This window comes from Pseudomonas qingdaonensis (assembly GCF_018398475.1).
Classification (GTDB): domain Bacteria; phylum Pseudomonadota; class Gammaproteobacteria; order Pseudomonadales; family Pseudomonadaceae; genus Aquipseudomonas; species Aquipseudomonas palmensis.
In genome coordinates this window covers 127501-140853 of record NZ_CP074676.1, presented here as the reverse complement: position 1 = coordinate 140853, position 13353 = coordinate 127501, and the positions used below count along the sequence as shown (strand labels likewise).

The window sequence follows — 13353 nt, the reverse complement described above, 5'->3', positions numbered from 1 at the left end:
GCTCCCGGTCAGTAGGCGATGCGGATGTCGGTGAAATCCAGGGCGGCGTCCTGCTCGGCGGCGGCATCATCGTCGAACAGCAGACGATGGATGCGCCGCGCGCTGGCCTGGAAGTCGGCAGCGCCCAGGCTGTGCAGGTCGTACTGGTGACTGTGGATCTCGGCGCGCACGCGCCCCGGGTGCGGCGACAGCAGCAGGATGCGGTTGCCCACCACCAGCGCCTCCTCGATGGAGTGGGTGACGAACAGCAGGGTGAAGCGCACCTCCTCCCACAACAGCAGCAGTTCTTCCTGCATCTTGCGCCGGGTCAACGCGTCGAGGGCGGCAAAGGGTTCGTCCATGAGCAGGATCTTGGGCTGCATGGCCAGCGCCCTGGCGATGGCCACGCGCGCCTTCATGCCGCCGGAGAGGGTGTGCGGGTACGCATCGGCAAATGCCGCCAGGCCGACCTTGTCCAGGTAATGCAGGGCGCGCTGTTCGGCCTCGGCGCGCTTGAGCGTGCCGGAGGCCAGCAGCGGGAACATCACGTTCTGCCTGACGGTTTTCCACGGCGGCAGCTGGTCGAACTCCTGGAACACCACGATGCGGTCCGGGCCCGGCCCGTGCACCGGCTGGCCCTGCAGGCGGATCGCGCCCTCACGGGGCTCGATGAAGCCGGCCACGGCCTTGAGCAAGGTCGACTTGCCGCAACCTGAGGGGCCGAGCAGGACGAAACGGTCGGCCTTGTCCACTTCGAAGCTGACCTGGTGGGTGGCCCGCACCACGCGCTGGGCGGTGCGGTATTCGAGGCTGAGGTTGTCCACCTGCAGCAGCGCCGGTGCGCTCACGGGGCTCAGGTTGCTGGCCGTGTGGCCTGGCAAGCGGGCGGTCATGCGCTCAGCTCCCCTGCAGTGGCTTGGCGTCCTGGAAGAAGTAGTCCTTCCACGATTCGGGTTTGTGCTTGATCGCGCCGATGCGGTACATGAAGTCGGCCAGCTTGTAGGTGTTCTTCGGCGTGACGCTGAATTCGTATTGCGGGTTGTCGATGATCTTGAGCAGCGCCTCGCGGTCGATCTTGGCCTTGGTCACGCGAATGTAGGTATCGGCCGCCGCGCCCTTGTCGTGCTGGGCGAAGTCGGCCGCCTCGGCCAAAGCGTCGACGAAGGCCTGGTAGGTTTTGGGGTTGTCGTTGCGGAATTTTTCGGTGGCGAACAGCACGGTGGGCGAGTTGGGGCCGAGCAGGTCGTAGGTGTCGAGCACCACGTGCACATTCTTGTTGGCCAGCGCCTGGTCCTGGAACGGCGGGTTGGAGAAGTGCGCATTGAGCTCGGTGCCGCCGGCCAGCAGCGCGGCGGTGGCGTCGGGGTGCGGGACCGCCAGGGTGTACTTGTCCAGGCGCGCGTAGTCCTTGTCGCCCCACTGCTGGGCGGCGGCGTACTGCAGGAAGCGCGACTGCACCGAGACACCAACCGCCGGCAGGGCGATGCGGTCCTTTTCGGTGAAGTCGGCGATGGTCTTGACGTTGGGGTTGCTGCTGACCAGGTAGTACGGGAAGTTGCCCAGCGAGGCCACGGCCTTGACGTTCTGGCGGCCGTAGGTGCGGTCCCAGATGGTCAACAGCGGGCCGACGCCGGCACCGGCGATGTCCACCGAGCCGGACAGCAGCGCGTCGTTGATCGCGGCGCCGCCCGAGAGCTGGGTCCAGTCGACCTTGATGTCGATGCCCTGGGCCTTGCCGTGCTTCTCGATCAGGTGCTGGTCGCGCACCACGTTGAGCAGCAGGTAGACGATGCCGAACTGTTCGGCGATGCGGATTTCACCTTCGGCCTGGGCCGTGGCGGGGGCGACGAGGCTGCCGGCGAGCAGGCTGACGCCCAGGCCGATGCTGGCCGCCAGGCGGCTGATTGAGTTGCGCATGCGGTACTCCTGAAGACGGGTCAGAACGGGGCGTCGCCCTGGATGGTGGTGCGGTACAGCTTGCGACGCAGGTGCGCGGGGCAGCCGGCGGCCAGGTGGATCAGCGAGCGGTTGTCCCAGAACACCAGGTCGTGGGGTTGCCACTGGTGGCGGTAGATGTTGTGTTCGAGCACGCTGTGGGCGTACAGCTCGGCCAGGATCTGGCGGCTTTCGTCCTCGGGCAGGCCGACGATGCGGGTGGTGAAGCCCTCGCTGACGAACAGCGCCTTGCGCCCGTTTTCCGGGTGGGTACGCACCACCGGGTGGATCACTTCCTGCACCTGGGCCAGTTGCTCGGCGGTGAGCGTGGGGCGCCAGTTGCCTTCGAATTTGGTTTCGCTGTAGCGCGCGGTGTAGGAGTGCGCGGCGCTGCGGCCTTCGACGGCGGCGCGCAGGTGGGCGGGCAACTGGTCCCAGGCCTTGTGCATGTCGGCGAACAGGGTATCGCCGCCCTCGCTGGGCAGCTCCTGGGCATGCAGCATCGACCCCAGGCTGGGCAGTTCCTTGTAGGAGAGGTCCGAGTGCCAGAACTTGCCGGCATCGCCCAGGCCGATGTTCTGGCCGTTCTCGATGATGTTGGAGACGATCAGGATCTCGGGGTGGCCGCCGAGCAGGAACTGCTTGAGCACGTGGATCTGCAACACGCCGAAAAGGCGGCTGAAGTCGATCTGCTGCTGGGGGGTGATGCGCTGGTCGCGGAACACCACCACGTGGTGGTCCAGGTGCGCGCGGTGGATGCGCGCAAAATCGCCAGCGTTGACCGGACGGCTCAGGTCCAGGCCGATGATCTCGGCGCCCACGGCACCGGCAAACGGACGAATCTCGAAGGCTTGGGGTTGGGCGCTGTCGGTGTACGACAAGGCGCCAGGGGCCGCTGACATATCTTTTCACTCCCACGTGTCGGGTCGGTAACTGCGCGTGGAAATAAATATAAATGCATAAGAAAAATAATTTAAATACCTTTAGAGAATAAGCATAGAGAGGGTTGTCCGCCTCGCGTGGCCTATGCTGCTGAGGCCATCAAGCAGATGTCATCAGGGGGAAAGGCTATGTTCTATGTGCAACGCGACACCCGTGGGCAGATCGTGCGGTTGGAGTCGACGCCCTTTGCCGAGGAGAGCGAAGCGCTGCCCAACGATTCGCCGGAGGCCCAGGCCTGGTTTGCCAAGAAGCTGCAGCAGAGCGACCTGGACATGATCCGGGTGCTGGAGGACTTGATCGAGGTACTGACCAGCAAGGGCGTGATCAGCATCACCGACCTGCCGGCGAGCGCACAGGCCAAGCTGCTCAGCCGTTCGAGCGCGCGCCAGACCATGGGGGGGTTGAACAAGCTGATCGATGAGGAGCGGCCGTTGATCTAGCAGCTTCGCCCGCCAGGCCGGCGCCTGCGGGGTTCACCGCCGCCTGCAGGCGCCGGCGTGGCCGGCGAAGAAGCCACTACGGCGCCCAGGGCCGGGGCTCGCCGATCAAGCGCCCCTGCACCCCGAAAATCCCCATGTCGCGCAGCACCTCCAGTTCGCCTTCGGTTTCCACCCGCTCGGCAATCAATGGCAGGTCGATGCTGTGCGCTGCGCGCTGGATCGCCTCGATGAACAGGCGCTTGTGCGGCTCCTGATCGATGGCGCGGATGAAGCTGCCGTCGACCTTGAGGTACGCCAGGCCCAGGTGCGCCAGGTTGCCGATCATGCTGAAGCGCCCGCCAAAGTGCTGCAGGCTCAGCTTGAAGCCCAACGCGCCCAGTTGCCGTGCCAGCTGCTCGAGCGCGGCCTGGTCGGGCAACTGCTCTTCGCCGATCTCCAGGGTCAGGCGCGGGCCCAGCGCCGCATGACGCCCCAGCAGCCCGTACACTGCCTGCAACGCCTGGGGGTCGGCCAGGGTGGCCGCCGACAGGTTCAGCGCCAGCGCCTGGTCATGGCGCTGCAGGTGGGCCAGCACCTGTTCGAGCATCAGCAGGTCATGCCGGATCGACCAGCCGAAACGCTCGAGCCAGGGCAGGAAGCGTCCGGCGGGGAGGGTTTGCCCATGCCCGTCGGGCAGGCGCGACAGCACCTTGTACTGCAATACGCGGCCCAGCTCGTGCGTCGCCACCACCGGCTGGAAGAACAGCTCGAAGCGGCGCTGGTCGAGGGCGTGTTGCAGCAGGGCATGCCAGTCGTGGTCCAGCAGCGCCGGGGCGTGCGCGGGCAGGCAGACCCACGTCGGCAGCTGCTGGCTCTGCGCCTGGGCCAGGGCTTCGTCGCAGCGCTCGAGCAGGGCCTGCGGGGCGTCGCCCGGGCTATAGGGGGCCAGGCCGATCCAGGCCACCGGGTTACGGTCGGAAGCACCGGTGTCGTACAGGCTGTGCAGGGTCTGCTCCAGTTCCTGGGCCAGGTGCACGGCCTCGTCATGCACCAGCCCCGGTGCCAGCACGGCGAACTCGCCGCCACGGCTACGGGCGATCAGGTCGAGGGTTTTGGGATAGTGCGCGCACACCCGCTGCACCTGCTGCGCAAGAGCCTGCAGCAGGGCATCGGTGCGCTGGCCGCCCAGGCGCAGGTTGAGCCCGGCCAGGTCCTGCACGTGCACCAGCATCAGGTAGCCGGGGCTATCGTCCTGGGCGCTGAGCCGGGCAGACAGCTGCATCTCGAAGAAGCGCCGGTTGCCCAGGCCGGTCAGGCTGTCCTGCCAGGCCTCGGCGCGCAGGGCTTCACTGCGCTGGGCCTCCTCGAGAAACAGCGCCTTGAGTTTCTCGACCATCTGGTTCATGGCCTGCACCACCCGGCGCAGCTCCGGGGTGCGCGGCAGGCGCGGCGCACTGAGGAACTCGCGACGCGCAATGGCCTGGGACTGCGCCACCAGGTAGTCCAGCGGTCGCAGCTGACGGCGCAGCAGCAGCGCCCCCAGCAGTGCACTGACCACCCCGCAGGCCAGCAGCCAGGCCAGGCTGCCGAGCGCGCTGCGCCACAGCTTGGCCAGGGCGAACATCGGGTGGCTGACCACCTCGACCCGCGCCGCCTGCTGCCAGCCGCGGCTGACGATGGCATCGCCGCCGGCCGGCTCCAGGTTGATCAGGCGGATGAACCAGGCCGGCACACCGCTGCTGTCCGGCTCGGCGTGACGCTCCACCAGCAGGGCATTGGGGCCCAGGTCGATCACGCGGATGCTGGCGTAGTAGCCGCTGTCGAAGATGGAGCTGACCATCAGCTCGACCATTGCCGGGTCGTCGATGTTCGGCGTGAGCGACAGCGCCAGCGCGGTGGCGGCGTCCTGCGCATGCGCGCGCAGCTGATTGACGTACTGGCTGCGCGAGCTTTCCAGGCCGACCATGAAGCTGCCGCTGAAGGCGACCACCAGAAACAGGCAGATGGCGAGCAACAATTGCTTGAACAGTGACATCCGCAATCCTCAGTAAGCCGGCTCGGTGGGAAACCCCTCGGCCTGCATCTTCTTCAACAGATCCTGCCAGCGCGACAGGCGCTTGCTGTCGCCGACCTTGCGATTGCCACCCGCCCCGGTCAGCCACAGGCCCTCGCCATTGAAGGCATACACCGGCAGCAGGTCGGTGCGCTGGCTGGCCGGCTCGATGGTGTCGATCAGGCTGTCGAGCACCAGCGGCATCGCCTCTGGAGTGGAATAGTAGGTCAGGACCATGTGCGCGCGATTCTGGCGCAGCGCCTTGACGTAGGTAATGCGCAGTTTCTCGCTGGGGATACCCAGGCGGCGCAGGCTGAAATACTTGGCGATGGCGTAGTCTTCGCAGTCGCCGGCGCCCTTGATCAGTGACTGGATCGGGGTGGACCAGTAGTCGGCCTGCTGCCACAGTTCGGGGTCTTCGACGTAGCGCAACTGGCGATTGAAGAACTGGTTGACCACCTGCAGGCGCTCGGCTTCGCTGCCCTGGCGCTGGGTGGCAAGCAACTGCTGCCAGGCATCGATACGCTGCTGGCCGGCACCAAGGGGGCCGTACAGGGCCTGGGCCTTGCGGCTGATCTGGGAAAAGTCCCAGTCCGCGCGCAGGTTGCCCAGCAATACGCAGCCGAGCAACAGCGCCAGGCCAGCCCGGCGCGGGGTCAGAGGCAAAGCCCAACGTATCGCCAAGGCCGGCGGTCCATGCAGATCGTGGAATCGCGATGGTGCAGGCTGGGCGGGCAAAAGACAATGGCGCACGGCGGCAAGCTTCCAAAGCGCTGCGACTTCATTCAGGATAGCCGCCGCGAACGCCCGCAGGCCCGCGCCGGCCTGAATTTGACAGGCGCAACCGTCATCACTAGGGTCATTGGATCCAATCTTTGCTAGCAGGGCAGTCAGCGTGGCCGAAAAAATCAAACTCCTGAGCATTCTGGGTGACGAGCAGGTGCCTGCTCACCTGGCGCGCAGCGTGATCGAAGAGCGCCTGCGCAGCGCCATCCTCGACGGGCGCCTGGCACCCGGCATGGCGTTGCGCCAACAGGAGCTGGCGACGCTGTTCGGGGTCAGCCGCATGCCGGTGCGCGAGGCCCTGCGTCAGCTGGAGGCGCAGTCGCTGCTGCAGGTGGTTGCGCACAAGGGCGCGGTGGTGGCCCCGCTGATCAGCGAAGATGCGATGGACTCCTACGGGCTACGGGTGATCCTGGAGAGCGAGGCGCTGCGCCAGTCGATCCCGCTGCTGGACGCCGAGGACATCGCCCTGGCCCGGGGCTACATCGAGCAACTGCAGAACGAGACCCGGCACGCCGAGATGGGCCAGCTCAACCGCCTGTTGCACATGGCCCTGTACCGCAAGGCGCCCAATCAGAAGTTGCTGCGCCTGATCGACAACGAGTTGAGCGAAGAGGCGCGCTTCCTGCGGTTTCATCTGTCGTCGATGGGGCTGGGCAAGCTGACCCAGGACGATCACATCGCGCTGGTGGACGCAGCCCAGGCCGGCCAGGTGGACGAAGCTGTACAGCTTCTGACCCAGCACCTGGACAAGGGCATGCAGGCCATCAGGCAGTACCTGGCCAGCCAGCCGCAGGGCTGAACGCGCCGCCGGGTCGGTCAGTGGTTGCAAATTGCGCAAGGCCCCATAACAATGAGACTAATTATCATTTATGACCTTGGTTGCAGCGCGCCTTCATGTCCTCCCACGACTCTGTGCACAGGCTCTATCAGCAACACCACAGCTGGCTGAACACCTGGCTGCGCTGCCGCCTGGGCAATGCGGCCGATGCCGCGGACCTGGCCCAGGACACCTTCGTGCGCCTGCTGCAGCGGCGCGAACATCTGGAGCTGAATGCACCACGCGCATTCCTGCGTACCATCGCACGGGGGCTGGTGATCGATCACTGGCGCCGCGAAGAGCTGCAGCGTGCCTACCTCGAAGCCCTGGCGCAGCTGCCCGAGGCCGAGGTGCCATCAGCGGAAACCCGCGAGCTGCTGCTGGAGCTGCTGGAACGCATTGCGTGCCTGCTCGACGGCCTCAGGCCCAAGGTGCGCACCGCGTTCCTGCTGGCCCAGTGCGAAGGGTTGAGCCACAAGCAGATCGCCGAGCAGATGGGTATCTCGCTGCGCTCGGTGGAGCGGTATGTGGCCGACGCCCTCTATCACTGCTACCTGCTGCGCTATGAACCCTAGCCCGCGCGTGGTCAAGCAGGCCATTCACTGGATGCTGCGGGTGCGCGAGAACGGCGCCAGCCCGCAGTTGCTGGCCCAGTGCGAGCAGTGGCGCAGCGCCAGCCACGAGCACGAACTGGCCTGGCAACGGGTGCACAGCCTGCAGCAGGAAATGAACCTGCGTGCGGTGCCGGGCGCCGGTGTCGTCGCCCTGCAGACCCTGGAGAACAGCCAGCAGCGGCTGCACCGGCGCCAGGCCCTGAAGCTGCTGGGCGGCGTGGTGATGCTTGGCTCAGCGGCCTGGGTCAGCAAGGACATTGGCCTGCTCGACCCGTGGACCTCGGATTTCGCCACGGCCACCGGCGAGCGGCGCAGCGTCCGCCTGCCCGATGGCAGCCTGCTCGATCTCAATACCCATACCGCGGCGGACCTGGCCTTCGACAGCCGCCAGCGCCTGGTGCGCCTCAAGCACGGGGAGTTGATGCTGACCTGCGCCGAACACCCGCTCGGCCCGGCTGGGCGGCCGTTGCTGGTGCAGAGCCGCGATGCGCTGCTCGAAGGCTTCGATGGGCGCTTCGTGGTGCGCCAGGAGCGCGACTGCACCCGCGTCACGGTCAGCCAGGGCAAGGTGGCGATCCATCACCCCGGCCCCGCCGGGCTGCAATGGGTGGCTGCTGGCGAAGCCTTTCTGGTGAATGCCCAGGGCGCCACACCCGTGGCGCAGCAGAACATGGACCCCGGTGCCTGGGCCGATGGCCTGATCGTCACGCGCAACATGCGCCTGGGGGACTTCATCGACGAGGTGGCGCGCTACCGCCACGGCTACCTGAGCTGCTCCGACGATATCGCCAACCTGCGCCTGTCCGGGGTGTTCCGCCTGGAAGACACCGACAAGCTGCTGCACCTGCTGCCGCAGACCCTGCCGGTGCATGTCAGCTATCGCACGCGCTGGTGGGTACGCCTGGAACGCCAGGCGTGATGCGCTGATTTTTTTGGCGGGTTTTGTCGGCACGTCCGGCTAGGACAGTAAGCGACTCCCTTCTGCCCTTACCGACCCTACGGATGCTCTTCATGCGCGATACCCTGGCCCAGCCGCGGCTCACTGACAGTAATGAGTTTCAACCTCTCTTAGATTCACGCCTGGGCAAGGCGGTGCGCGCCGCACTGTTCGGTACCGCGCTGGGCCTGGCCAGCGTGCCGATGGTAGTGATAGCCGAACCTGCGGGCAGCGCCAGCCAGCAGTACAACATCCCCGCCGGCTCGCTGGACGAGGTGCTGAACCAGTTCGCACGCCAGGCCGGCATCACGCTGTCGAGCACCCCGCAGATGACCCAGGGCGCGCAATCGCCCGGCCTGCAGGGCAGCTACGCCACCGACCAGGCGCTGCGCCAGTTGCTCAATGGCACGGGGCTGGAGGCGGTGAGCCAGGATGGCACCAGTTATGTGCTGCATGCGGCCCCGCAGGACGCCGCACTGGCATTGCCTACCACCGACGTGCGCGGCTTTGCCCTGGGCAACGCGCTGGGCAGCATGGAGGGCTACAACGCCACCCACAGCCAGATCGCGACCAAGACCAGCACCGCGCTGCTGGAGACCTCGCAGTCGGTGTCTGTGGTAACCCGCCAGCAGATGGACGACCAGGGCGCGCAGACGGTCTCGCAGACCATGCGCTACACCCCGGGCGTGCTGACCAACCCGTATGGCGCGACCCACCGCTATGACTATGTGGCCATGCGCGGCTTCAACGATGGCTCGGTGGACAACATCTACATCGACGGCCTGAAGTCGATGGGTGACAGCGGCACCTTCAGCACCATGCAGATCGACCCGTACTTCCTCGAGCGCGTGGATATTCTCAAAGGTCCGTCGTCGGTGCTGTATGGCCGCAGTTCGCCAGGTGGCCTGGTGGCGCTGACCACCAAGAAGCCACTGTACGAGACCTTCCGCCAGGTGCAGGCTACCGTCGGCTCCCAGGGCCAGCGTGGGGTGGGCTTCGACTTCAGCGGCCCGCTGGACGACGACAAGCGTATCGCCTACCGCCTGACCGGCCTGACGCATCAGTCCGACACCCAGTTCGATCACAACGAAGAAAAGCGCTATGCGCTGGCGCCGACCCTGAGCATCGACTTCACCGAGGACACCTCGCTGACCTTGCAGGCCTACCTGCAGAACGATCCGGAAGGCGGCTACCACGCCGGCGTGCCAGCCGATGGCGCGCTGCACAAACGCAACGGCCAGCGTATCTCGGAACACTTCTTCGAGGGCGAGCCGGGCATCGACAGCTACGAGCGCAATCAGCAGTCGTTCGGCTACCAGTTCGAGCATCGCTTCAACGACGTGTTCACCGCACGCCAGAACTTCCGCTACCTGGACTCGACGGTGAAGATGGACCAGGTGTACGCCTGGGGCTACGAGTCGCCCACCAGCAACAAGCTGAACCGCTACTACACCGGTGCCGACGAGAAGCTGCACTCCTACATCATCGACAACATGCTGCAGGCCGAGTACTTCACCGGCGCGGCCAAGCACACCACGCTGGTGGGCCTGGACTACCAGCGACGCAAGACCGTGGTGGACTGGAGCAGCGGCGGCCTGGCGTCGATCGATGCGTTCAACCCGCAGTACGGCAATTCGCAGATCACCTATTACGCACCGACCAGCTACACCCGGCGCCTGCAGCAGACCGGCATCTACGCCCAGGACCTGATCGAGCTGGACAAGTGGCGCTTCTCGCTGGGGCTGCGGCAGGACTGGGTGAAGACCTCCGATGAGAATCGTATCGCCGAGCCTACCCGCCCACTGGGCACCAAGATCAGCGATGACCGCACCAAGCTCACCGGCCGCGCGGGCGTGCTGTACCTGTTCGACAACGGTATTGCGCCTTACCTGAGCTATTCGGAGTCGTTCAACCCCAACTCCTACGCCGATGCCGCCGGCAACCCGCTGGCACCGACCGAAGGCACCCAGTGGGAGGCCGGTATCAAGTACCAGCCGCCGGGCACCGACAACCTGTTCACCGCCTCGGTGTTCCGCATCGAGCAGGAAAACCTGGCCACCAAACAGCCGCAGGACGACTTCTACTACCCGGTCGGGCAGGTACGCTCCCAGGGTCTGGAGCTGGAAGCGCACATGCAGTTGAGCGAGAACCTCAAGGTGCTGGGCAGCTACACCTTCACCGACATCGAGTACAGCAAGACGATGCCGAGCACTCTGGCTGGCAGCACACTCGACAACAAGGGCAACTCGCCAACCCAGGCGCCAAAGCACATGGCCTCGCTGTGGGCGGACTACAACTTCCGCCAGGGGGTGCTGGACGGTGTGCGCGTAGGCGGTGGCGTGCGTTACGTGGGCTACAGCTGGGTGGATGCGGAAAACACCATGAAGGTACCGTCGTACACCCTGTTCGATGCGTCGGTGGGCTACGACCTGGGCAAGGTCGGGCTCAAGGGCGTGGATGTGCGGCTCAATGCCAACAACCTCACCAACGAGAGCTACATCGCCTCGTGCGCGAGCCTGAACTACTGCTACATGGGTGAAGAGCGCAATGTCAGCGCCACGGTCAGCTATCAGTTCTGACCACACCCCCGTGAGCCGCAAAGCCAGTGCCTGATTCCAGGCGCTGGCTTTGTCGCATCTGGCGACCTGATCTGGAATCCCTTTATATGCGCCACCTCTACGTATTGCTGCACCGCTATATCGGCCTGGCCACCGCGCTGTTCCTTGCCCTGGCAGGGCTCACCGGGAGCGTGCTGGCGTTCAACCACGAGATCGACGAATGGCTGAACCCTTCGTTCTATGAAGCCCCGGCGCAAGGCCCCCGCCAGGACCCCGGCAACCTGGTGGACAAGGTGCAGGCCGAACACCCGCGCCTGCAGGTGTGGTACATGGAATACCCCGACGAGCCCGGGCACTCGGCGTTGCTGGCGATGGTGCCGCGCAACGACCCGGCCACCGACAAGCCGTATGCCGAGAAGAACACGGTGTTCTACCTCGACCCGGTCAGCGGCCAGACGTTGGGCCAGCGCTACTGGGGCGAGTGCTGTTTCTCGCGGGAGAACTTCATGCCGTTCGTCCTCGAGCTGCACTACAACCTGACCCTGCCGGGCAACTGGGGGCTGTGGCTGATGGGCGTGGTGGCGATCCTGTGGGTGCTCGACTGCTTCATCGCCCTGCTGCTGACCCTGCCCCGTGGTCGTCCGTTCTGGCGCAAATGGAGCACGGCCTGGAAGATCAAGGGCGGGCATGCGTATCGACTGAACATGGATATCCACAGGGCTGGGGGCTTGTGGCTGTGGCTGCTGCTGTTGCCGGTGGCCGTCAGCAGTGTGGCGATGAACCTGCCCAGCCAGGTGTTCAAGCCGGCGGTGTCGCTGTTCTCGCCGGTGGAACCAAGCGTCTATGAGGCCCGTGGCAGGCTGCCCAGGGAAGAACTGGGACAGACCCAGCTGACATGGCATCAAGCCCATCAGCTGGCGCAGCAGGAGGGCCAGCGGCTGGGGCTGACGGCGCCGATCGGCGAGTTGTACTACAGCTTCGAGTACAACTTCTATGGCGCCGGTTTCGGACAGCACGACACCGATGCCCAGGGCAAGTCGTGGTTGTTCTTCCATGGCACCGACGGGCGCCTGCTGGGGCAGGAGATCGCTGGCCAGGGCACCCTGGGGGAACGCTTCTACCGGCTGCAACTACCCATACATGGCGGCAGGATCCTCGGCACTACAGGCCAGGTGATGATCGCGGTGCTGGGGGTAGTGATTGCGGTGCTGTCGGTGACAGGGGTGTATATCTGGTGGCGCAAGTTGCTGGCGCGGCGCAGTAGCCGGGCTCGGCGCACTACATAGACTGAAGGTCGGCTCCTGCAGCCCATTGTGTGCAGGGGTCGGCCTGGCCGGTGCAGAGGGTGGCAGGAACAACCCGCTACCCTAGCCCCTGAAAAGACAAAACCCCTGTCTGCAGCACAGACAGGGGTTCTGGAATTGAATCTTGACGATGACCTACTCTCACATGGGGAAACCCCACACTACCATCGGCGATGCATCGTTTCACTGCTGAGTTCGGGATGGGATCAGGTGGTTCCAATGCTCTATGGTCGTCAAGAAATTCTGTGTGCTGGCCCGTACATTGCGACGTGCCGGCGAATTCTTGATGCTTCTACTCTAAAGACAAAACCCCTACCTGCAGATGCAGATAGGGGTTTCGGAATTTAATCTTGACGATGACCTACTCTCACATGGGGAAACCCCACACTACCATCGGCGATGCATCGTTTCACTACTGAGTTCGGGATGGGATCAGGTGGTTCCAATGCTCTATGGTCGTCAAGAAATTCTGTTGCCAGAAGGTCTTGTTCAGACTCTCCAGCGAATCGGGTATGTGATGTTCGTGAGGTACAAATCTTCGGCTTACTGTGTCTTCACAACACTGCAATCTGGCCTTTCGACGCAAATTGCTTGGGTGTTATATGGTCAAGCCTCACGGGCAATTAGTATTGGTTAGCTCAACGCCTCACAGCGCTTACACACCCAACCTATCAACGTCGTAGTCTTCGACGGCCCTTCAGGGAGCTCAAGGCTCCAGTGAGATCTCATCTTGAGGCAAGTTTCCCGCTTAGATGCTTTCAGCGGTTATCTCTTCCGAACATAGCTACCCGGCAATGCCACTGGCGTGACAACCGGAACACCAGAGGTTCGTCCACTCCGGTCCTCTCGTACTAGGAGCAGCCCCTCTCAAATCTCAAACGTCCACGGCAGATAGGGACCGAACTGTCTCACGACGTTCTAAACCCAGCTCGCGTACCACTTTAAATGGCGAACAGCCATACCCTTGGGACCGGCTTCAGCCCCAGGATGTGATGAGCCGACATCGAGG

At 64.7% G+C, this 13353-nt stretch carries 11 protein-coding genes and 3 rRNA genes (1 of these 14 only partly in view); 6 read left to right on the top strand and 8 right to left on the bottom strand.

The window, feature by feature from the left end; genetic code table 11:
- Positions 1–8 precede the first annotated feature (8 nt).
- The 3 genes from KH389_RS00660 to KH389_RS00650 are packed head-to-tail and all read right to left on the bottom strand — an operon-like array spanning position 9 to position 2816.
- Positions 9–872 carry an ABC transporter ATP-binding protein gene (locus KH389_RS00660; protein ID WP_043861326.1) on the bottom strand — a complete coding sequence of 288 codons (864 nt, stop codon included), beginning with the start codon at positions 870–872 and terminating at the stop codon, positions 9–11.
- A gap of 4 nt (positions 873–876) precedes the next feature.
- Positions 877–1896 carry an ABC transporter substrate-binding protein gene (locus KH389_RS00655; RefSeq protein WP_078481728.1) on the bottom strand — a complete coding sequence of 340 codons (1020 nt, stop codon included), beginning with the start codon at positions 1894–1896 and terminating at the stop codon, positions 877–879.
- A 20-nt stretch (positions 1897–1916) separates the two neighbouring features.
- Complete coding sequence (locus KH389_RS00650; RefSeq protein WP_100632980.1) at positions 1917–2816, bottom strand: TauD/TfdA dioxygenase family protein; 900 nt, start codon at positions 2814–2816, stop codon at positions 1917–1919.
- Positions 2817–2984: 168 nt separating this feature from the next.
- On the opposite strand from KH389_RS00650, the gene KH389_RS00645 reads away from it, so the two are divergent.
- Positions 2985–3296 carry a tryptophan synthase subunit beta gene (locus KH389_RS00645; protein WP_213606677.1) on the top strand — a complete coding sequence of 104 codons (312 nt, stop codon included), beginning with the start codon at positions 2985–2987 and terminating at the stop codon, positions 3294–3296.
- A gap of 76 nt (positions 3297–3372) precedes the next feature.
- On the opposite strand, the gene lapD is transcribed toward KH389_RS00645, so the two are convergent.
- Positions 3373–5310 carry a cyclic di-GMP receptor LapD gene (gene lapD, locus KH389_RS00640; RefSeq protein WP_100632981.1) on the bottom strand — a complete coding sequence of 646 codons (1938 nt, stop codon included), beginning with the start codon at positions 5308–5310 and terminating at the stop codon, positions 3373–3375.
- Positions 5311–5319: 9 nt separating this feature from the next.
- The gene (lapG, locus tag KH389_RS00635) at positions 5320–6012 is read right to left on the bottom strand and encodes a cysteine protease LapG (RefSeq protein ID WP_043861331.1); all 693 of its coding nucleotides are present in this window, start codon (positions 6010–6012) and stop codon (positions 5320–5322) included.
- A 211-nt stretch (positions 6013–6223) separates the two neighbouring features.
- On the opposite strand from lapG, the gene KH389_RS00630 reads away from it, so the two are divergent.
- From KH389_RS00630 to KH389_RS00610, 5 genes are all read left to right on the top strand, one after another.
- Positions 6224–6913: a GntR family transcriptional regulator gene (locus KH389_RS00630; RefSeq protein WP_043861332.1), complete on the top strand. Its 690-nt coding sequence runs from the start codon at positions 6224–6226 to the stop codon at positions 6911–6913.
- Between the two features lie 95 nt (positions 6914–7008).
- Complete coding sequence (locus tag KH389_RS00625; RefSeq protein WP_058541718.1) at positions 7009–7506, top strand: sigma-70 family RNA polymerase sigma factor; 498 nt, start codon at positions 7009–7011, stop codon at positions 7504–7506.
- Complete coding sequence (locus tag KH389_RS00620; RefSeq protein ID WP_213606676.1) at positions 7496–8464, top strand: FecR domain-containing protein; 969 nt, start codon at positions 7496–7498, stop codon at positions 8462–8464. Before KH389_RS00625 ends, KH389_RS00620 begins: the two co-directional genes overlap by 11 nt.
- A gap of 92 nt (positions 8465–8556) precedes the next feature.
- Positions 8557–11061, top strand: a complete 2505-nt coding sequence (locus tag KH389_RS00615; protein WP_213606674.1) for a TonB-dependent siderophore receptor — start codon at positions 8557–8559, stop codon at positions 11059–11061.
- 86 nt (positions 11062–11147) lie between these two features.
- Entirely contained in the window at positions 11148–12326 is a 1179-nt protein-coding gene (locus tag KH389_RS00610) for a PepSY-associated TM helix domain-containing protein (RefSeq protein ID WP_213606673.1), read from the top strand.
- A 140-nt stretch (positions 12327–12466) separates the two neighbouring features.
- On the opposite strand, the gene rrf (KH389_RS00605) is transcribed toward KH389_RS00610, so the two are convergent.
- From rrf (KH389_RS00605) to KH389_RS00595, 3 genes are all read right to left on the bottom strand, one after another.
- Positions 12467–12582, bottom strand: a 5S ribosomal RNA gene (gene rrf, locus KH389_RS00605).
- Between the two features lie 110 nt (positions 12583–12692).
- Positions 12693–12808, bottom strand: a 5S ribosomal RNA gene (gene rrf / locus KH389_RS00600).
- Positions 12809–12946: 138 nt separating this feature from the next.
- Positions 12947–13353, bottom strand: a 23S ribosomal RNA gene (locus KH389_RS00595) (it continues 2484 nt past the right edge of the window).

Coding starts and splice junctions, on each gene's coding strand:
- KH389_RS00615 (WP_213606674.1), top strand. CDS start 8,557: ATGCGCGATACCCTGGCCCAGCCGCGGCTCACTGACAGTAATGAGTTT.
- KH389_RS00620 (WP_213606676.1), top strand. CDS start 7,496: ATGAACCCTAGCCCGCGCGTGGTCAAGCAGGCCATTCACTGGATGCTG.
- KH389_RS00655 (WP_078481728.1), bottom strand. CDS start 1,896: ATGCGCAACTCAATCAGCCGCCTGGCGGCCAGCATCGGCCTGGGCGTC.
- KH389_RS00610 (WP_213606673.1), top strand. CDS start 11,148: ATGCGCCACCTCTACGTATTGCTGCACCGCTATATCGGCCTGGCCACC.
- KH389_RS00660 (WP_043861326.1), bottom strand. CDS start 872: ATGACCGCCCGCTTGCCAGGCCACACGGCCAGCAACCTGAGCCCCGTG.
- KH389_RS00645 (WP_213606677.1), top strand. CDS start 2,985: ATGTTCTATGTGCAACGCGACACCCGTGGGCAGATCGTGCGGTTGGAG.
- KH389_RS00625 (WP_058541718.1), top strand. CDS start 7,009: ATGTCCTCCCACGACTCTGTGCACAGGCTCTATCAGCAACACCACAGC.
- KH389_RS00650 (WP_100632980.1), bottom strand. CDS start 2,816: ATGTCAGCGGCCCCTGGCGCCTTGTCGTACACCGACAGCGCCCAACCC.
- lapD (WP_100632981.1), bottom strand. CDS start 5,310: ATGTCACTGTTCAAGCAATTGTTGCTCGCCATCTGCCTGTTTCTGGTG.